Origin of the sequence: Enterococcus sp. AZ020 (genome assembly GCF_050499205.1) — a bacterium.
GTDB classification, from domain to species: Bacteria; Bacillota; Bacilli; order Lactobacillales; family Enterococcaceae; genus Enterococcus_L; species Enterococcus_L dunnyi.
Genome location: NZ_JBIPAT010000001.1, coordinates 3026436 through 3047292, shown reverse-complemented (window position 1 = coordinate 3047292; position 20857 = coordinate 3026436). Strand labels below are relative to the sequence as shown.

The window sequence follows — 20857 nt, the reverse complement described above, 5'->3', positions numbered from 1 at the left end:
TAATTTTTACGGGGTCTCTCCAACTGTAAATTCGATCGTTGCTTGATATTTACCTAATTTCTTCACTGTATCCGCAGGCACATCTAATTTGAAGCCTTTGCCTTTCGGATTCCAGGTTCCACTTACATCAAACTCATTACTTGTCGTATGAGTATCTGTCAATAGATCCTGTGCAGTATCCAACAAGAAACTCTTTTCATTCTCCGTCCCATCGTTGTATCTCAAAATGTTAGGAATGACTTTTTTTGATCCATCCGTATCCGTTAAAGTAAATTCTTGTGTTACTTTAGCTTGAAGTGTCCACTTTTGTTTGCTGGCTCTTGTATCCGTGATGATCAATGCTTTGTCAAGTGTAGCTTCGTTTACACGAATTGGCTTATAGCTGACTTCTTCGATCCCAAAGTTGAGCTTCGTTGGTGTTGAAGATAAAAATAGTCGGCCTTCAAATTCATACTCTACTGTATTGCCACTTGCTGAAAGTACAAATTCCTCGACTGGTGCGTTGGTTTGTTCGTAACCTGCATCTTTAATAGCCTGAATAGTATCCGTAACTGATTTGATGTTTTTCAAATTGATTGGATCTCCAATCATTTGAGTCGTATCAACATAATCAGGATATTTATCGGTCATATAACTTCCGTTGATTTTGTACTTAACTCTTAATTCAGTTGTAACAGGTACAATCGTGATTTTCACTTCAATGTCCTTTGTAACATTTTTGGCCGTCGTTAGTGTCAGCCACAACGTCTTGTCTCCTAATACAGATGTGTCGGGCAACGTATGATTTTGACTATAGGTCACTTTCACTGGTTTATCGATTAAGTTATCCGTATCCACAGAAATATTTTTCAAGAAATAATTCTCAGTTTCTGTCGGTAAAGGATTTGCATTAAATGGATAGTCCGTTTCAAAATTCGTATTTAGTGGAATTTGAATTGGTGATTTGGCTTCTGCATTTGGTATACCTTCATATAATACTTTTGCTTGCGAACCAACTTCATTGACATTTTTTACAGGCACTGATTCTAACGCCTTATTATCAATATTTAAAAAGGCATTAATATAGCTATAGTAAGCAACTGTCTTAGGACCGGCCTGTTCAAAGACCATGTAACCATTGTCCTTATCACTTTGATTAGCAGCATTAACGTATCCGTATGGTGACGTCGCAGAGCCATCAAAATTGAATTTGTCATTTGGGACAGCTATCACTTTGATATCAAATAAACTACCATTGAAATCGTTAGATGTAGAATCTTTTGCTGTCAAGATAGCCTTTGACTTCGCTGTACCATCAAAAGTGATATCAAAAAGATTCGTCTTTTTGATTGTCGTACCGTATTCATAAATTTCAATAGATTGAATATCATAAAACTCCGGAACTTCTGTCTCAAGTCTGAATTTAGTGTTTCTATTTTCTTTGGAGTTATCAGCAATTCCTTGAAGAATAGAGTACTTCAATGTCTTATAATCTGGATCAGTATGGACAGCACTGTTTCTCTCTCCATATACGATTGGTGTTGCTGGTGCAATACGAGCTAGAGACTCAGTAGAATACAAAACAGCCATTTGACCTGGCCATGGATCTGGATCATCATAATCATATCCTTGATATTCCATACTCATTTCATACGTCTTTTTTTCGAACAAATCAGTTAATCGAGTAAATGGTTGATCTACTTCTAAATCATCACTGGTCATTTCAAAAATATTATTTTCAAGCTTATAACCGATCTTTGAATCATCTGTAACATACATACTACTAAAATCAGTTGAAGAAAATGGGAGTGCAACTTTTTTGTTCACATTCACATTACTAAAGTTCCATGAACCTTTTAAATTGAGCGATTCTTTGTTATCGTTATAGTAAAATTCATAATGATAACGAACTTTATCACCTAACATAAAATCTTCTTCATGACTATATAAACCCGATCCGACCATTAAGAAGTAGCTTCCCCAAGCAGTGTCGATTGGTACATTAACCATACTATTTCGATCAGCCGCATCTACTGCAAAAAAGCGGAATGAAGGATATGTACCATCTTTTTTTTGCGCAAAGGCCATTTCATCGATGACAAACTTCATATCCACACTGCGACCATTATATAATCCAGCATTTCTAACCCAAGCACCTTTTTCTGTACTCGGATTTGTTGGATTAAATTGGTAAACCTTGGTCTTGCTTCCAGAAAAACCATCATTGATTATTGGGTTTCCAATCGGTTCATAGGTGACATTATCAGTTAATTTGAACATGAAACCATAATCTCCAGAAATTTCTGTATTAGAACCACTCTTACCGACTAAATTAATCCCATTGGCTGTTTTAATATCTGAATAGCCTGGTAAAGGTGCTGCAACAATTTTATTTCCATTAGAAACATAAAATTGAAACCAACCAGAAACTAGGGCAATTAGCCCTAGTCCTAGAAAGAGAAAAACTTTGATATGTTTCTTCATTATTTTCCTCCTTTCTTCAAAAATTAAATAAGAATCACATTACTAAAGGTAATCGATTAGATACTTCCACCAACTAGAGAAAGCTTACCGTAGTTTTCAAGTTTAAATTCTTGATCTCCAGTCAAAGTACCTGTAACTGACAATGTTTTGCTATTGCAGATCTTACCGAAGTTCACAGCAAATTCTTTTCCACCTCTGAATGTTTCTGTAGCAGGTGTTGCATAATCTCCACCTAGTTGACCCCAAGTTGAGATACGGCTAATATTTGTACCATTGATTGTTGTATTAGTTGAATAGAATAGTTTTGAATTCGCACGTTTGTTTGCTACTTCAAAGTTTTTAGGGGCATTTAAATTGATTACTGCACCCTTATATTCACTTTCGATTACTGATTTTGTGCTGTCACCAGTCACAACTAATTCAGCACCGCGATCTACATTTACTTCAGTTCCATAGTATTGTAGTTTCATTGCTGAATAGTTTCCGCCACCACGACCATTGAATTTCACTTTACTTCTTGAAGCTAAGTTCAATGTTGGTACTTTATTTACATAATCAGCACGAGGAATAAATTGGAAAGCAACTCCTGCAGCATCAACATCAAATGTTGCGCCTGTACCTACATCAACTTTTTGTACTTTATCGTAAAATACTGGATAGTAGTAATTAACTTTGCTTTGAGGTCCAATTTTTACATTTACGTTTGCATTGTCACCGATGATTGCTTCACCAGTTGCTTTTCCGTTGATCAACGCACCATTAAAGTAAAACGCTGAGAATTGTCCGTGATCTTTGTTCGCTGCAATTCCGTTATACGTAGAACCTGCTTTAAATTCTAAATCGTGAACCCAAGCATTTTCTGCACGAGTCGTGATATTGTTTGTTCCGTCAAATGTTAATTTACCTTCACTAAGGTGAACAAAACGAGCACCAGTATAAGTGACATCTTTCGCTAGTACGTCCCATCCATAGCTTGAAGGTCCGTTACCAGAACCACCTGTAAAGAAACGACCGTCACTGTCGGCACCAACGATGTTTGCATTTGTGATCGTTACAAGGTTTGTGCCTTTCTTGTTTTGTTTACCATAGATAGAGTTGTGTGCTGAATTGATTACAACACCTTGATCTGCATTACCATTGATCGTTAGATCACGGTTTGGGATATCTGTGATGTTTTTCTTGAATTGGATACTTGCATTTACATTGATTACTGTAACTGAAGGGTTTTTTAAGGCCGCTTCAAATTGTTCAATAGTTGAAACTTCTGCTGTTTCTTCTGCTGCGTATGCTACTACTGGGCTACCTGAAATTGGTGTTGGTACAGTTACTACCACTGCTCCTAGGGTCGCTGTTGCTGCTAAAGCAAACAAACTTTTTTTCAATACTTGTGTTTTTTTCAAATCTTTCTCCTCCTAAAATATGCTTTTGACGAAACCTTTTTTTGCTCCCTCCTTTCCAGAAGTAACGAGCATCCACTTCTTTTCCCGCTTGCTTCTAACCAGTTTCGCAAATTATCCTATTGACTGAAATCATAATATGCATGTCTCTACCTCCTATTTCTAACTAAAATCAAATGATTGGTTTTATCACACTAGGATGTATCATTGCCGATTCCCAGTCCCATTACTAATTAGATAAACTGCTATTCAATTCTTTAGACGTATAACATATATCCTTTAGAACGAATTGTTTTGATATACTGCGGTTTTTCAATATCGTGCTCGATTTTTTTTCTTAAATGAAAAACTAAATTCGAAACCCGATATTTTCTATTTCCATAGGTATCATTCCAAACGTTTTTGTAGATTTCCTCATATGTCATTGTTTTACGTGCATGTTTATGTAAATATTCAATCGTAAGAAATTCTAATTTCGTTAGATTTACTTCTTTGCCATCTTCTAAACAAACACTCAGATTTTGTGGATTTAATTGAAAATCCTTTACATCTCGAACCAAAGAATTTTTTGACATGCTCAATTGTGCCTGAGGTTCTTTAAAACGTTTTATTAAGTTCTTTACAGTTAATATTGATTCATCTAAATCATTGTTGTAATCAATGATCCCATCAGCTCCTAATTGAAGATAAACGATACGATTTGTTTTATTAGACTCATCCACAGATGTAAGAATCCACAATGGTAAATCTGATTGTCTTCGTATGTCCATAATCAATCCGCAAATCCAATTGATACTGGAAAAATCAATATCCTCGATAATTAATGTATCTACTTGCTTAATTGACTCAGCTTTCCCCAGAAGTAACTGATCAATCGTTTCTTTTTCTATTAATTGAATATCGCATTGAAACATATTAAGGATTTTTTTATACTTTTCACTTAACTTACCATTTAATGAAATGTATCCGATTGTGTACATTTCTCGAAGCCTCCTCACCATCATTTGTTGTTTTACTTTTTTTTCCTTTAAACAATATTTCTTTTAAATTTGAAGCCTTAAAGTTTAGAAAAAATTGATTTGCGATTATAATAACGATAAGTAAATTCATCAGTGGTCGAATGAATTTATATCGACGGCAAATTTTGATTTTATAATAGATATTTGGCTTAAATTAATTTCTTGAATGTATCAGGTATAAGAAAAAGGACGGTCAGCTCTTGTTGCTACACACTTCAAAAAATCAGTTGACCACTTTATGACGGCTAAAAAATGTCTGGCAAACAAAAAAAGAAGCTAACAAAACAAGCGATGTTTTGTTAGCTTCTTTTTAAAGTAGTTCCTGTAATTGCTTATCCAATATAGAAACAGCTGCTCTTCTGTTTTCCCAAAGCGAATCTGTGTAGGTATCTAAGGTCAATTTTATCGAAGCATGACCTAAAAGCTTACTTAAAGTGGCGATATCGATACCGCGTTCTACACACCTTGTTGCAAATGTGTGTCTTAAAACATGGAAATGAATCGGTTTGATTCCAGCTTCTTCAACAGTTTTTCGAAAACGATAACTAATCACTCGAGGTTCAGCGTAGCTATCTTTGCAAGAAATAACATATTCGGAGGTTCGTTCCTTTTTCTTATTTAATAGGTAGCTTTTCAAATTATCTGCCAAAGGAATCAGACGCTTAGAACTTTTTGTTTTGGGTTCTGCCAAGATAACCTCAGTCTTTTTCTTGTTTGTCACACTTGGGATCCTATACAGTGTTCTTCTAATGTGTATGATGTTCTTCTCAAAATCAATATCGTCCCATTTAAGTCCGCTTATTTCACCAATTCTCAATCCTGTATATAGCGCTAATATGACAGCAGAACATCCTTTCTCTCTTAAAGCGATAGCTTCTATCTTCTCTTGATCGGCCAAACTTAGTGCAGATATTTCATTCGTCGATGTAGAAGATAATGAAAGATTTTTACAAGGATTTACTAAAATACAATTCTCAATATACGCTCTCCCCAATGCACTTTTTAAAACAGTTACTATTGAATGGATCGTTGAAGATGATAATTCCAATTGAATCAGATAATTAACGAATTCCTCTATTTCACGACTTTTTAGCTGTGTTAATGCACGATTTCCCAAAGCAGGAATAATATATTTATCGATCCTTAGCCGATAACTTATATAGGTAGACTGCTTTATTCTCTTCTTCATCACAACATTCAGCCAATGATTTAGCCAATCTTCAACGCTTCCTTTATATAAACTGAGATTATTATGCGTGAAAGAATATTGAACTTTCAACTCAGCAAGCCTTTTTTTAACACAAGAATATTTTTTTCCGTAGATATAGCCATATATGATTTTGCCATGTTCGTTTCTTGCTTTGATGTATCTACCTTCCCATCTACCATCCTTCCTTTTATATATATTTTCACCTTTTCTACTCACTTGCGACACCCTCTCCGAAAAAAAAATTGACGGCTTATTTGACGGCTTAAAAATATATACCTATTTCTTTTTTGATAAGATCATAAGTATGAGTAAATTAATTTCAATAAAAATAAAACAATAACCATCTAAACCTTCGTTTTTTTAATTTTTAACACCGATTTGTTTAAATCTTTTCTCATTTTTTTCTCAATTCTCATAAAAACATGATAGAAAAATGATCTTTTTCATATAGACTGCTCATCTTTTTTGAGATAGAATGAATTAGTAGTTGAAGTTGACTTGTGATTTATTGATTAACCTGTTTTATATTTTCTTATACCTGATACATACAAGAAAAAAATTATCTAATACATATATATCATTATTATATCAATATAACTAGAAATTTCATCCTTTTTATAAAAAATATTATTTCTTTTTTTGTATAAAAAATCATAGAATTTGAAATATTCTCTCCGATTCCTACACTTATTCTTCTCTCTAACTAAAACAGTCTATCTTCCCTTCAAAAAGGTAATCGAACATGAAAAACTATGCTCTCTTCTATATAATTTGTGGTAAAATAGTGTATCTTTACTTACTATGACAGGGAGGCAGATTGTTGGCATCTAAATTTTTTACAGGCAGTCAATTAAAGTGGCTGGCGATCATTTCAATGTTGCTGGATCATACAGCAAAAATCATTTCATTTCAGCAGAACGCTGCATTGTCTGTCCCTTATGCAACAGACAGTTCTGTTATAGCAGAAGTCACCAAAACATTATTTCCTATTTTTATTACGATCGGCAGATTAGCTTTTCCTTTGTTTTGCTTTTTGCTGGTTCAAGGATTTATCCATACATCAAACCTTTCACGTTACAGTTTACGCTTATTTCTGTTTACCCTTCTTTCTGAAATTCCTTATGATCTTGCTTTTTCTAAACAATGGTTTGATTGGCAAAATCAGAATGTCTTTTTTACCTTATTGATAGGTCTACTCGTTATTACTGGTCTAAAGAGGTATCAAGGTCGCTCGATCAAAAATTATCTTATCTCAAGTGTGTTTATCTTATGTGGAATTTTTTCAGCAGAATGGCTGCATACGGATTATGGTGGTTGGATCGGTGTTTTATTGATCGTGGTATTGTATATTTTTAGGAATCATAACTTACTGAAATGTGTATTTGGCGGGGCTGTGATTTTACAAAACAGTTTATTTGGCCTGATGGCTTTTCCTTTGATTTATTTTTATAATGGGCAGCGCGGAAAACAAATGAAGTATTTTTTTTATTGGTTCTATCCTGTTCATTTATTGCTTTTGACAGCAATTCAGCAGTTCATCATTGTTCCATATTTGCTAAATATGTTCTAGAAAAATAAGTAGACCAGATGGCTGTTTTAAAGTAGCTACCTCACTTTCTACTATTTACATAAATTCAAAGAGCCCGAAACAAAACTAAACATCAGTTTTGTTTCGGGCTCTAATTTCGAATAAACATCAAGACAAAAGCAGCTAACACGCTTCGATCACATTAGCCAAACGCTTTTGCCCTAACATTTCTTCTTTGATTTTTTATTACATCATGCCGCCCATCAGTCAACTACAATTCCGGCTAGTTCAAACAGGTGTAAAATCCCGTAAAATAAAGGTGTACCACTCTTTTTTCATTAGAAAGAAAATGTGCTAGTTTACACTTATTTGGAAGTTGTGCCCCTTTTTTGCCCCTTTTCATATACCATAAAAAAATAACTCATACTACTAGAATATTTTATTTAGAGTTAATAATAAGCCAAGTATTGAAGCAACAATTGCAATGAATCCAGTAATAATCTTGTTAATGAAAGATAATTTTGCTTTTAAAATATCGTTATTATCCTGAGCATCATCAACTATCCAATTCCCTACTTTTTTTATTTTATCAATAATTTTATTAAACAATAAGCATGTCAATTTTGTAATCATAAAAGAAATTGTGTAAGTATCTATTAAAAATGTCTTTAAAAATAAATCGCTCGGAGCTTCCTTCTTGGCCTCTATAGTTTTAATCAAGTCTATCCCACCTATTACATTTAGCATAAAAAGTCCAATGATGCCTAAAATCAAAACGACTGTAAATGCTGGACGTTTTTTTATACTCAATTTATAAACAAAATATACATATAAACAAAACAATGGTATAACCAGCAACACTCCTGATATTGCTAATATCGATTTTATTTCTCCAAGATTAGTAATGTTAACAATAACACTGTTCAATATATAAAATGACGTAATAAAACATGGTATTGCGATAAGAGTTGATATTGTAAATATAAACCAGTTATTTCTAATTAAAATTTTTATAGGATTGAACATAGCCTCTATTTTTTCTGCAATCCTCACTCTTATATCTAAATTCACTTTTTTGTTCTGATAATCATTCATCTTATCAATCCATTCACCTATAATCTTCTTATTATTCATATTTACTCCTTTTTATTCAATCATACCAAGAGTAAGAAAAAAATGCTATATTAAATTATTTTCTATAAAAAAAGCAAGGTCAATCTGGTTGGCTTTACTTTCATATAGCTTGCACGTTGCCATTTTTGGCTACGGCTATTCAATTGTTGATGGTGTAGCGGATTTTTCAGCCGCCCTTTTAAGGGGAAGTAATATTCCCCCACTAGAGGACGAAACAAAAAAATAAGCCTACCTCAGTTAAGAGATAGGCTTGGTTAATTAGAATTTTACAACATCCGTAAATTTCTCAATCATTTTCAGTGCATAATTATCATGGCTATACTGCTCTTCTTTTGTTGAATGTCCTGTGCGAGTCAGCAATAAATTTGCATCTGCCAATTGTTTTGGTCCTAAGTGCATACGCTTGTTTCCGAAGACTAACCAAATTTCTTTTGTTCCATTTTTTAACACTTTGATAAATTTAAACATAATATCATCATCCTTTCCTGTTGTTGGTTTATTTGGTGTTTCTGTATTGCTGTTTGTGTTGTTATTTGAATTTCCAAATCCATGCGCTAAATCTCGTTCAAACTGATCTACAGTAATTCCCCATTGGTTTAAATATGGGTATGGATCAATATGATCACTGCTGTTATTTGGTTGGTTATAGGTGCAAAACATATGAGTTTTAATCCCTGCCAGATCCTTAGTGTCTAAAGTTAGTGGAATGCCTGCTTCTTTAGCTAACTGTCTAAGCAGATCCACATATAAACGATAATCTCGTTCAAACTCTGCTCTCGTTGCATGACTTTGGATCAATTCCACAGCAGCATAGGTTTCATAATTCCATCCGCCACCGACATCATAGGCACCGCGTCCCACTTCTGCTGTTTGGATAATACGTCCGTTACCGACCACATGAGTGTAATAACCACCGTTCAAGTCTTTTCGGTTCATATAGTCTGCTTCATTTTGTGCGGTAGAATTCGTATTGCCAGTACTATGCGGATGGATTTGTCTATAAGGCGCATTGCCTACTTGTGGCGTTGCTCTCATTTGGCGTTCAATATTCATTCTTCATCATCCTTAGTATTAATATTTTTCAAAAAATCCTCAAAAAGTTCTGTCACGATTCCCATTTTTTTGTAGTTCTCTAAGATTGATTTAAGCTCCATCATTAGATAGCCTAGATACAATACATAAATTAAACCTACGCCGACACCTCCCGGGATTAACGGGGCAAAAGGAATAAAAAACATTAACAGAACCATACTTGCAATTTTCCTTAAAATTCCATTGATTCCTACTTTACTTTTAAACTCAATGTCAGGATTGATTTTGGCTGCTAAAGTGCCACTTAAAAAATCAATCACCATTGCTACACAAATTAATGCTAAAACATAAATCGCTTTATGATCCGCATCTACTAAAAATCGCTCCAAATATTCAAACATTTCCATAATTACCACCTTTTCTTTATTTTACCTTGCTTTCTAACGCTGCCACTTTCGCTGCTAAATCACTAAACTCTTTAGCTGTTGGTTGTCGCTTCCACTCATCGCGCCAAGCACTACCACTGATCACCCTTGTATAGTTAACCCCTCCGGTATCTGTCGCATCAACTACTCCAGCTGTGGCGTTAACCATAGTAATTTTTAAACGAGTATTTGATGTTGACGGCGCGTCTGCTGTTTTTCCGGTTGCTTCGCCCGTCTTATATCCAGCTCCGGAAGCAAGTACACGATCAAGGATAGTCTCTGTATCGCTCACCTTGATAAGAGCATCGCCATTATCCTGAGTAACTTTAGATATTTGCACTTGATCAACAAACGGGATCTCGCGCCATACTGACCACACACCATTGTATAAGTTACGGGTAAATCGCCTAAAAGACGTGTTGTTAGTATGATAAGTAGTCAACAACTGATTAACTCCCGGCAACTCCCCTGATGATACAAGCTCTTGTACCTCTAACCTAAAAGCGATGTTTATTGGTGTATTTAAAACGTTAGTTGCATATGCGCTAGTACGACATAAGTAATACCCAGCTTTTGTATACTTATCTAAATCATCAGCCCCAGCATTTGGCGCAACGATAAGTATCGGAGTAAATTGATTATTTTTTGATACGTACACGTCGGACATCTTAAATTTGATTTGATACTCCAAATAGACTTGATCAATATTAATCATACTTGGTGCTGTGCCGTCACTTGGTGGTGCAAAAATTACAACATACATAAAACCATCATCTTGAATAACAACATCTATTTGTCCGCCAGTAAATTTACGGCTATTTAAATGGATTTTATCTCCTTTAGTAATCATGACGCCTCCCCAAGCATCTTTTGCCCTTGGAGCCGTTGATAGTTCATTACTTGTCGAGCTACTCGCCATTGCATAGACTCCATATGATATTAACGATATGACAGATTTAGCAACAGCGACTTTTTGCTGTTGTGTGATCGCCCCAAACGTTTCAAATATCCCCTGATATTTACGTTCAATATCCTCCACAATATTGAAATGCACACCAACTTGTCGCATCTGCTCTGCAACACTTGTTTGAGTAGTGTAGATTTTATTATCTAATTCCGCTGAATCTGCATAGGACGTTGATCCTATCTCATAGTTGAATTGGTTAGGGTTTAAAATAGCCTTACCCATGTTTGAGAACATTCTATGAGGATTTTCTACTAAGCTACCCGAAACTTTCCCGATCATAGTCGCTTTTTCATCAATGATGATTTCTTTACCCATGATAAAATTTCTAAAGTCATTGTTGGCTATTTGATCGCTGATCTCATCTGCTTTATTTTCAAGCTGATTGATCTTTTCGTTTGCAGCATCAATGCTGCCATTGATCTCTGATAAATCCCCAGCTACTTCTTGCCACGCTGCTTCTGTTTTTTGTTTTAGTTCTGTTATCACATCATCTAACGACTTAAAATAAAAATCCTCGATCTCTGGCATATTCTGATCAATCGCCGAACGTACCATCGTAAAACCATACTCAGCTAAATCGATTTGTTGACCATTTTTTAAGTCGAGATAAACGTTCATTTTTACATTACCTTGATAGCCATTTAACCGATCGGTGATGATATAAGAAATATGCCTACGGTGGATTTTTTCGACGGTGGCTGTATCTTCTATTTTTTTCTCTTTTCGATCTTGTACCACGGTTAAAAGAATTTTGACTGTTTCAACATTTTCAAAATCCAATTCTTTACACTTTGGTACCGTTACAGGAATAATCAGTTTTGAGATATCCTTATCATAAGAATAGATGACGCTCTCAAGCTTTTGTTGCTTGTGAGCGCCAAGTGTAATCTCTGCTGATGGGGTGACTGTTTCCTGTTTTAGATATTTATTTACCATCTAAGCCACTCCTTCAATTTTTCTGATTCTTAAATTGCTAGTAGTTTCTTTTCCATCTAACCCAATAGCTTTATTTTGAGTTATAACTAATTGAGTATTACTATTCCTAGTCACGCGAATTTCAAATAGATTAGCACCAGCAGAACCGTTAAATATGTCAATTTCTCTCAAGTTAAATGATTGATTTGATTCAAATTCTTGGCAAATCCTTGATATTCCATCGTCTAGCTCATACCATACTCTAATTGTCTTAAAGTGAGTCATATGTTGATTTAATGTAAGAATATCCCCTGCAGTTTTCGCTGTGCCAGCCCATACTTCTTGAATACGCGGAAGATACGTCCATCCTTCTGGATTGTATGACTGCTCGTTCGTGTGGAATGTGTAGTACCATAATCGACCTTCATACCCTTCTGTTAACCAGATTTGTTTTCGTCTTCCTACCCCTTGCTCAATCCTTAATTGAATAATTGCGCTAGTGTTACTCAACCCACCAGGCAATCCACCGAAGTCTGCGTACGTATCGTATAGTCCAGGAGGAATGTCAAAAACTGAATTATACTGTTTTAACGCTCCTTGGAGTCTAATGTTCTTAGCCCCTTTGAATACTTCTGGTGTAGCAAATCCATGAGTAAACTCACTCGCTGCCTTGTGCGCTTCTTTTTCATTTGAGCCGATATGATTTTCCACTAATAAAATTAGCTGTTTTACAGAAGGAAACAACTTCAAATTTTTTAAATCAAATTTCATTCCGTCACCCCTTAATAGGTAAATGATCGATCAGTTGCCCGACCAAATCCAAATACATCTACTTTTTTTGCTGCAGTATCTACAGATAAGACAGACCAACAATCCTCTTGAGGTGTATCAATCAATGTCGGATCGCTAAAGCCACCATTTAAGCATCGCATTTGCGTAAATTTGATACTTTCGCCAATTTGATTGAATCCCTCGTCGTGCCAGTGTCCACAAATATATCCAACTAAATTCCCCGGACCTTGACCTACAAAGCTTGCTGTAAAATCTACTAGATGATCAGGATAGACACTTTTAATCGGTACTGTTGTTCCAAGTTTAAATGCTTCAAGAATTTTAACAGCACATTCTCTGTTATCAAAAATAGTTTCGTGTAATGGACAATGACCAAACACAATGACATGATAATCGGTAGGGACTTTAAGAGCTTCATTTGCCAACCATTGAAGTTGTTCCTGCTGCATTGCGAAATGATCATGAGATCCATACTTGTAAGTACCATCTGTATTTAGCACGCTTTGATTATTATCATTTGTATTTAATCCGATGATTCGAATTTTCTTCTCAGGAAAATCTTTGTAAAAGTACAAGCTGTCGCCGTTTCTCACTTCGTCAAATAATTTTGTTTTAGTCTCATAGAAATCTTTGAATTCCTCGTTTGTAATAATGTCACCTGGCATAACTTTTCCAATGTCTCGTTTAAACGGTGGTGATCCGTTATCATGGTTGCCGAGATTTACAAATGTTGGAATTTTAGCCATTCGCAGTGCCTTGATCCCAAATTTACGCTGCTGGATCTCTGACTGCTCTTTATCCTTGATATAACAATCGGCATTATCACCGTTATAAATCGCCACATCTGCTACATCTTGCAACGACTGCATGTTAGTGAGGTGTGACCAAAAATACTGTGCATATTTCCACGACGTTGCTTCATAGCCGTAATCGGTATGAATATCCGTCATATGCAGCACGTTAAACTTTGTTTTATCAATCTTTTTCCGTAAGGTGTTTAATGGTCCTGTAAACACCGGACGGGGTGTCTCGCCGCCAATTTGCAGTGCTGCGTTTGTCTGTAGCACACCATCCAATTCTGCTTGTTTTTCTTTTACTTCATGTAATTGGTTCAAAAGTTCTCCGCCGGGATCTACACTCTCAAGTATTGCTTTATTTTCTTCAACAAATTTTTCCCATTGTTCCCGAAACGTAAGCATCGAGTTTTCGCTATCATTAATAAATTGTTGAAACATGCGCAGCAAGTCTTCAAAGGTCCAAACATATCCGGAATCTTGTAACTTACCTTTTGTGATCCCTTCGGTTACTTGATAGCTAAAATCACGAGTGCTGAACATCTCACTCCAACTATCATCACCACTTAACTTTCTAAAACTAATATACGCAGTATTTTCCCCAATCCATTGCCAGTCACGACTATCTAACGTATATTCCAGACAACCTTCTTTTGGATATACTGTCATTCGATCAGCCTGTTCAATCGGTTTGGCATTAGCGAGCTTTGTTTTATTTACAAAAAACGGGGTTAATCCTGTAAAATCTACAGGCTCCCCGTTTGCTTCTACCTCGATATCAAAAACTTGGCTATTAATATCTTCTTGCCTAATCTTTATCACACCAACTTCGTTGTTAGGTTCAGTCGTGGATAAGGTCATTTCATATTTGATCTTCAAAGTATCACTCCTAACTAAATTTAATTACATCACGTGGGTTGATTCGTTTGTCAGCACCAGAGCCACCTTGTCGAACTTCAAAATGAAGATGAACTCCAAATGCTAGCCCTGTCTCACCCATTGCTCCTAACACTGTTTCATTCGTGACTTTTTGACCGTTAGTAACTTTTACGCTGCCATCAACCATATGCCCGTAGTAGGTATAGTAACCGTCTCCATGATCAATCATGACATAGTTACCCTCTAATGCTGGGTTATTTCCGACAGTTATTACTGTGCCACCTTTAGCTGCATATATAGGTGGATTTCCACCACCAGTTGGGGCTAAATCAATACCACCGTGCATAACGCTAGTTCCGGCTCCAATGTGATCCCATTCTTGTGTAATCACGTAACCCACACGAACAGGCGACAACCAACCATCTGACGAAGGTTTCAAGTCTTTAAATTTGTTGTACCATTCTTGTGCATATCCTTGTCTTTCCGGATGGGCTACTGCAGGACGCTCAAAGTTTCGTTCAAACGTATTAGCTGCAGCGCGAGGATCAGTCATCTTTTTAAATCCATCAACACTAGTCGGTTCTACAATACCAAGCCACTGACCGTTATACATTGACCAATCAAGCAACTTAGATTGTCCAAGAATCGATGCATGACCATCTGTGATGTTAGCAGCCTTCATTAAGTTTTTGACATATTGAATACCATCTGAGGTAGCTGGAGGAACTAACGGATAGCGTGAACCATCCCACTGAACTAAACCATAACCAGGACCAACGCCACCTTGTAATGTGTCAGGGTCCATCGTTCCGCCCGTTTCTTGTTGAACATTACCCAAGATACCAGCGGCAGCTGCCTTGCTGTATCCTTTAGATAATAAATAAGCCCACAAGTCCCATGCGAACTTATCGGCTTTGCTTGTTACCTCTGGTGGATAGCCTCCGCCAATCCCTCCGCCACCGCCACCTGAACCGTCTCCAATTTCTTTGCCATTAACTGTTAATTTCCCTGTGATTTCAACATTTTGAAAAATTGCTTTCGATTCTGCACCACCTTCAATACCGTTAAAAAATGAAAATCTTCTTCCCATAAACATAGATTGTTCTTCATTCAATAAAATTCCTGTTTCGTCTTTAGTGGATATCCCAATAATTTTTCTTTTTCCATCACTGGTTATAAGTACTGAATTTCCATCAAGCACTACTGGTATGGCGTTACCATTCTCATCGTTAGCTGTTAATCGAGGAAAAGGATTTCCTTTTGTACCAATTGATCCTATATACTCTTTATCATTCCAAAATTCCATTCCTGATTTTGTTAATTCCATGATTTTCTTTTTATTGTTTACAGCCTGTAACGCACCACCTGATAGTTTCAGTTGATCACCATAAGCATTAAATGATGTCTCAAAAATGTCGGCTCTGATTTTGCCCGCTCTAATGAAATCAGCATTTAATGTGCCGTCAATTGTCCATGCATTTGTAAACGGACCGCGCCAACCAGTAGTTGAGAAACCAATTCCGGCATTGTTAATGGCGATGACATTTTTAGCAGTATCTGTGGAATCAGTGTCCATATAATAGGTAGTATGTGGATGATTTTTAGGATACTGAAGCACTGATCCGCCTTGAACACCATTGATCAAATCAGTGATATAATCAACGAACTCACTCATGTATCCTTTTTTTGTTAGAGTCTTCATTGCTTCTTGAAACTCATAATTTTGTTGTTTGTAAAAGGCGACTTGGATATCTCCAGCAATTACTTTCTTATTTTTTTCAAGTAAACTGTCATAGATGATACTGTTCACTTTTGTATCGATGTCGATATCATAAAGATTGTGGTAAATCTTGAATGTATCAAACAAACCGTAATTCCGAATCTTAGAAAATTCTTTCGCTTCCTCTGAGTCAGTCAGCTTTTCAACTTCTAATTCCATGCTGACTTTCGGCTTATCTGATCCCGGATTCATTGAGGTAAAATAGTTTTTTGCTACACGATTCAAGCTAGCTTTGTCAGTCACGCCTTGTTCTTCGGTGAACTGAATATGCCGAGCGTAAATATCAGGATAATTATTCATGTACTGGCTTTTGACTGGATCACCGTATATTCGTTTTGTTTTCCCATCATTGCCATCTTGTAAATCTGCGAATGGTAAAACTTTTGTAACGATTGATGACCAATCAAATTTTATTTTCAACCCATTCAAGTCTTTTCCGTAACGTACAGTACCTACATTATCGCGGCCACGGCGTTTTAACAGAGAAAGTTTAAATGGTTCACGCTTGATCTCTCCACCCCATAACTGTAATAAAGAACCTTGCTCACCAGCGATACAGTTCAACACGTTTCGGGCTTCAAAGACTGTATTCGAGTTTGCTGAAATATCAGAGAACAACTTCACGTCACAAGGCTCGTCCATATTAGCTTCAATAGCTTTCATTGCTTTTGCGCCGTCTGCAGATTTAATATCTACATATTGCACCTCTCTGTTGCCTAATTTGTAGGTTCTACACTGAGCGTAAACAGTTACGATTCCTAAAAAGGTATCTTTAAATGTCTGTTTGATTTCAAAAATGTGATACTCTTCCAAATCGTTTGGTTTCGCTTTGATTTGATACCCATTTTCGAAGTAATCAGAAAATCGACTATTTGCTGGATAATCTAGCTCAAGCTCATATTTTCCGTTTGCTTCTTCTGTAATGTCGCATCGAGTCGCCTCAGATAAGCGACCTAGCCCATTATGTGTAAAATCTGTTTCCCTTGGTTTATAAATGACTGGTGTCATATTTTTGTCCACCACCTCGGCATAATTTGTATTTTTTGGACGTCTCCGATCCATGAAATCTTGTTTCTTCCTGTATTTAATAGTGGATAATCCCTAAACAGTGTCTTTTCATCCTGTGAGACTATTTCATCTTTGACCTTCTTATATGATTCTTCGATAGCAGAATCGATCAGGATTTCTTCATCTACCCCTTTTAGCTCGAAAACTTGATCATTAATGTAAAAAGAAATATCCCCCGAACCAAAGATATGAATCTTAGGTTTAGAAGGATATTTCTCTGTATTAATCAATATTTTTTTGTTCGTTTTCCATGAAAGACCGACCCGCGACATCTTAAACGGCCTAAGACTGATCGAGAAATCGAATGGAATCAAATTTCCATTTCTACGCTGTCCGGTAAATTCCGGCGGAGAAGTTACGATTGCTTGATAAATGTAATGAGGATCATAATAAACTGCATAGTCTGTATAACTTCCCATATCAAGCCAGTAAGAGATTTCCTCTTCTAAAACAGATACCTCTTCTAGATTGGCAGCTTTAGCGTAACAAGAAATAGTTTGTTCGGCATTCTTGTAATATTTGAAGTCCATAACGATAGAGTCATTGCCCGGTCGTTCTCTCATTTCGACCACACGAGCAGCAGAGGGGCGTTTTGGGCGTTCTCGCATAAAAGCATTGCACTGCTCGCTGTGTTGATGATTTATTTTGAATTGACCGCGTTTAAGCTCCATTATATGCCCCTCCCTGTGGTGCTGTGTCATTGTTTCTAACCATTTCAATATATTTCACTAGCTGTCTTGCCATACTCATTAATTGTGATTCTGACATTTCACCAAGCGCTTGCAGATTAATGTTGAATGTATCTCCTGCAATATCAGTGGCGGCTTTATTGTCGTTTCGGTTCTTTTGATCAATTTTATCCGTACTATTAATAGTAGGAACTTTTGATTGAGCAGAAATTGATGGCAGTTCCACTGGAAAGTCAGTCATCTTTTTGACTGTATTGTCTAATGTACTTTGTTCTTGTTCGACACCTCTTACAACACCTAGTACGATGTTTTTACCGATCATGTCCCGCATCCAACGAGATGGTGAGTTTATTCCTAAATTCTTTTTGATTGTGTTCTTGATTGTTCCTGCTACACCTTTGATTGTTTTACCAACCTTACCAATCATTTCATTCACACCATTGATCAATCCTTGAACAATATTTTTCCCAATCTCATATAGATCAATTTTTTTCAGATCACTGAAAATATTTGCTATTTTCTCTACTGTGTCTCGGACGCTTTTTTTCAGATTTTCCCAAGCATTTTTTGCACCTTCAACCATATTGTTTACAGTATCTGAAAAGAATTTTTTAATTGCTTCCCACCCATCAACTGTGCCTTTTTTGATATTTTCCCAAGTTTGAGCAGTGTTTTCTTTTAGAGAAGCCCAACCTTCGACAAAAAAGGTTCCTATTGAGTTGGCGGTATCTGCAGCACCTTGTTTGAGGTTTTCCCAGGTAGTCGCCACACTTACTTTCAAATCTATCCAACTTTGAGCAGCATTCTCTTTCATCCCAGTCCATAAATCGCTGAAATACGTTTTTACATTTCCCCATATTTCAACAGCTCGACTGGATAAATCATTCCAAATATTAAGGAATGAATTCTTGATGCCGTACCAAATATTAAGCCCAGCCATTTTTATGTTTAGCAAGAAATTCGAGATGATATCAGTGATATATCCCCATATATTCCCCGCTGCTTCTGCGATGTTTTCCCAAACTGCGATCATATTATTTTTTGCTTCATCCCAACCATCTGAAATCAGAGAAGTAACGAACAACATCGGAGCCATAATCACATTTTTCAGAATAGTAAAGATATTTTTTGCAATATTTACGAGGTTTTTCCACAAATTACTGAGGAACAAGCCCATATGCATAAATGCATTTCTTACCCCATAGACAAGTGGTCCAATATACTGCATGATCCCGTCTGCTAATCCGCTAGCCGTGGAAGTTATGCCCTCCCATAGATCCGCAAACCATTGTTTTGTACCAGACCAAGCTTCTTTTATACTATTGACTCCGGACTTGGCACCATCTACTGCACCATTCCAGATCCCGACAGCAGCATCTTGAATCTCCTGAAATTGATTGGAAAACCAACCTGTGATATTACTCCAAGCATCCTTTATACCATCAGCAGCATTTTTGGCTGCATCTTGCAGACCTTTCCACATATCAGAAAACCATTGAATAGTGGCATCCCAAGCTTTTACAACGGCATCTGCCGCACTGCTGATTGCATCTGTGATGCCTTTCCAAATATCTTTGATTGCATTTCTAAAGCCTTCGTTAGTTTTCCAGAGATAAACAATCCCTGCAACTAATCCAACAATTAATGTCGTAATTGCTACAATTGGATTGGCTAACATAGTGGAATTTAAAATTGCTTGAACAATCGTCATCGCCTCAGTAGCCGTTTTCCAAGCTTTCATAGCGCTGTTTACTTTATTGATGACCATTAATGTTCCGATACTAGCGGCCAACGCGACAAGTACTGGTTCATATGGTTTCAATGTGTCGTATAGCTGTTTTGCTGTTTTAATGATCCCAGGTAAAGCATTAGCGAAATTGGTTAGCATTTTTTCAAGCGCAGCACCTTTTTCAGCGATAATCTCACTGATACTACCGAAGCCAGCATCTTGTAAAGCTTCATCAAACTTAGTGATCAAATTAGCGACACCACGAACAATTGCAGTTTTCATATTGGCAATACCTGTTTTGATACCAGCCGTTGAGTCTTTTGCAATTTGTTCTAGTGATTTAAGACCGCCGCCACCTTCTTTGTTAAGTTTGATCAAGGAATCCTGAAACTCTTCTACTGAAATAGTTCCATTTGAGAGTCCTTCTTTCATTTCACCTGCAGTTAGCCCCATTTGTTTGGCTAAAGCATTAAGCGCGGGACCAAGACCACTATTGATCATACTGTTCCATGTCTGTGCATCAACCTTGCCATTAGAAAATGACTGTGATAACTGAACAACGGCATTATCAACCATTTCAGCAGATCCACCGAAACCAAGAATCCCATTATTTAATGCAGCAAATATCTTTTCGGACTTCCCCAAGTCATTGGTAGAGGAGGCAATGAGTTGAACCCCTTTGATTGCACCATCTAATGGCGTGGGTAGTCCCTGAATACTTTTCTTTAAACTGTCCATCGTCTTTGATGTTTCGCCCGCAGAAAAGCCCATATTTTCAAAGACTCTGTTTGCATTATTTAAGGTATCGACCCGATTAATAGCCCCATCTAAGTTACTAGTAATCAAACCGATACCTTTTGAAATGATTTTACTTGCTCCACTGGCAAGGAAATTACCGACAAACGATGTCCAAATGCTGCCCAGAGAGCGACCGCCTTTTTGACTTGCATTGTCCACTTTACCGTCAAAATCCCCTAGCTTTTTTACAGCAGCATTCAAACCGGAAGCAAAACCAGATTCATCTAATATCATTTTT

At 36.6% G+C, this 20857-nt stretch carries 14 protein-coding genes; 1 reads left to right on the top strand and 13 read right to left on the bottom strand.

The annotated features are described in order from the left end of the window. Positions 1 to 6: 6 nt before the first annotated feature. The 4 genes from IGI58_RS14685 to IGI58_RS14670 all read right to left on the bottom strand — a co-directional run bounded on the left by IGI58_RS14685 (position 7) and on the right by IGI58_RS14670 (position 6305). Positions 7 to 2463, bottom strand: coding sequence for a hypothetical protein (locus tag IGI58_RS14685; protein ID WP_429952803.1), 2457 nt, complete (start codon positions 2461 to 2463; stop codon positions 7 to 9). 56 nt (positions 2464 to 2519) lie between these two features. Continuing rightward, a complete protein-coding gene (locus tag IGI58_RS14680) occupies positions 2520 to 3863 on the bottom strand; it encodes a pectate lyase-like adhesive domain-containing protein (RefSeq protein WP_429952804.1) in 1344 nt (447 codons plus the stop codon). A 254-nt stretch (positions 3864 to 4117) separates the two neighbouring features. Further along, the gene (locus IGI58_RS14675) at positions 4118 to 4840 is read right to left on the bottom strand and encodes a response regulator transcription factor (protein ID WP_429952805.1); all 723 of its coding nucleotides are present in this window, start codon (positions 4838 to 4840) and stop codon (positions 4118 to 4120) included. A gap of 349 nt (positions 4841 to 5189) precedes the next feature. After that, entirely contained in the window at positions 5190 to 6305 is a 1116-nt protein-coding gene (locus IGI58_RS14670) for a tyrosine-type recombinase/integrase (RefSeq protein ID WP_429952806.1), read from the bottom strand. A 604-nt stretch (positions 6306 to 6909) separates the two neighbouring features. On the opposite strand from IGI58_RS14670, the gene IGI58_RS14665 reads away from it, so the two are divergent. Beyond that, the gene (locus IGI58_RS14665) at positions 6910 to 7659 is read left to right on the top strand and encodes a TraX family protein (RefSeq protein ID WP_429952807.1); all 750 of its coding nucleotides are present in this window, start codon (positions 6910 to 6912) and stop codon (positions 7657 to 7659) included. 387 nt (positions 7660 to 8046) lie between these two features. Here IGI58_RS14665 and IGI58_RS14660 read toward each other — a convergent pair whose 3' ends face one another. The 9 genes from IGI58_RS14660 to IGI58_RS14620 all read right to left on the bottom strand — a co-directional run bounded on the left by IGI58_RS14660 (position 8047) and on the right by IGI58_RS14620 (position 20853). Next, positions 8047 to 8751, bottom strand: a complete 705-nt coding sequence (locus tag IGI58_RS14660) for a hypothetical protein (RefSeq protein ID WP_429952808.1) — start codon at positions 8749 to 8751, stop codon at positions 8047 to 8049. 258 nt (positions 8752 to 9009) lie between these two features. Continuing rightward, positions 9010 to 9804: a peptidoglycan recognition protein family protein gene (locus tag IGI58_RS14655; RefSeq protein WP_429952809.1), complete on the bottom strand. Its 795-nt coding sequence runs from the start codon at positions 9802 to 9804 to the stop codon at positions 9010 to 9012. Beyond that, positions 9801 to 10190, bottom strand: coding sequence for a phage holin family protein (locus IGI58_RS14650; RefSeq protein WP_429952810.1), 390 nt, complete (start codon positions 10188 to 10190; stop codon positions 9801 to 9803). Before IGI58_RS14650 ends, IGI58_RS14655 begins: the two co-directional genes overlap by 4 nt. Before the next feature lie 16 nt (positions 10191 to 10206). Continuing rightward, positions 10207 to 12111 (bottom strand): hypothetical protein, encoded by a 1905-nt coding sequence (locus tag IGI58_RS14645; protein ID WP_429956336.1) that lies wholly within the window; start codon positions 12109 to 12111, stop codon positions 10207 to 10209. Further along, positions 12112 to 12861, bottom strand: coding sequence for a hypothetical protein (locus IGI58_RS14640; RefSeq protein WP_429956335.1), 750 nt, complete (start codon positions 12859 to 12861; stop codon positions 12112 to 12114). A gap of 11 nt (positions 12862 to 12872) precedes the next feature. Beyond that, positions 12873 to 14537: a BppU family phage baseplate upper protein gene (locus IGI58_RS14635; RefSeq protein ID WP_429952813.1), complete on the bottom strand. Its 1665-nt coding sequence runs from the start codon at positions 14535 to 14537 to the stop codon at positions 12873 to 12875. Between the two features lie 28 nt (positions 14538 to 14565). Beyond that, entirely contained in the window at positions 14566 to 17343 is a 2778-nt protein-coding gene (locus IGI58_RS14630) for a phage tail spike protein (protein WP_429952814.1), read from the bottom strand. Continuing rightward, positions 17340 to 18074: a phage tail protein gene (locus tag IGI58_RS14625; RefSeq protein ID WP_429956334.1), complete on the bottom strand. Its 735-nt coding sequence runs from the start codon at positions 18072 to 18074 to the stop codon at positions 17340 to 17342. The genes IGI58_RS14630 and IGI58_RS14625 overlap by 4 nt, the downstream gene beginning before the upstream one ends. Further along, entirely contained in the window at positions 18064 to 20853 is a 2790-nt protein-coding gene (locus tag IGI58_RS14620) for a tape measure protein (RefSeq protein ID WP_429956345.1), read from the bottom strand. Before IGI58_RS14620 ends, IGI58_RS14625 begins: the two co-directional genes overlap by 11 nt. Positions 20854 to 20857: the final 4 nt, after the last annotated feature.

Excerpts from the sequence above, each read along its gene's own strand:
- IGI58_RS14620 (WP_429956345.1), bottom strand. The coding sequence starts at position 20,853 with ATGATATTAGATGAATCTGGTTTTGCTTCCGGTTTGAATGCTGCTGTA.
- IGI58_RS14655 (WP_429952809.1), bottom strand. The coding sequence starts at position 9,804 with ATGAATATTGAACGCCAAATGAGAGCAACGCCACAAGTAGGCAATGCG.
- IGI58_RS14645 (WP_429956336.1), bottom strand. The coding sequence starts at position 12,111 with ATGGTAAATAAATATCTAAAACAGGAAACAGTCACCCCATCAGCAGAG.
- IGI58_RS14685 (WP_429952803.1), bottom strand. The coding sequence starts at position 2,463 with ATGAAGAAACATATCAAAGTTTTTCTCTTTCTAGGACTAGGGCTAATT.
- IGI58_RS14635 (WP_429952813.1), bottom strand. The coding sequence starts at position 14,537 with ATGACCTTATCCACGACTGAACCTAACAACGAAGTTGGTGTGATAAAG.
- IGI58_RS14640 (WP_429956335.1), bottom strand. The coding sequence starts at position 12,861 with ATGAAATTTGATTTAAAAAATTTGAAGTTGTTTCCTTCTGTAAAACAG.
- IGI58_RS14625 (WP_429956334.1), bottom strand. The coding sequence starts at position 18,074 with ATGGAGCTTAAACGCGGTCAATTCAAAATAAATCATCAACACAGCGAG.
- IGI58_RS14660 (WP_429952808.1), bottom strand. The coding sequence starts at position 8,751 with ATGAATAATAAGAAGATTATAGGTGAATGGATTGATAAGATGAATGAT.
- IGI58_RS14675 (WP_429952805.1), bottom strand. The coding sequence starts at position 4,840 with ATGTACACAATCGGATACATTTCATTAAATGGTAAGTTAAGTGAAAAG.
- IGI58_RS14650 (WP_429952810.1), bottom strand. The coding sequence starts at position 10,190 with ATGGAAATGTTTGAATATTTGGAGCGATTTTTAGTAGATGCGGATCAT.
- IGI58_RS14630 (WP_429952814.1), bottom strand. The coding sequence starts at position 17,343 with ATGACACCAGTCATTTATAAACCAAGGGAAACAGATTTTACACATAAT.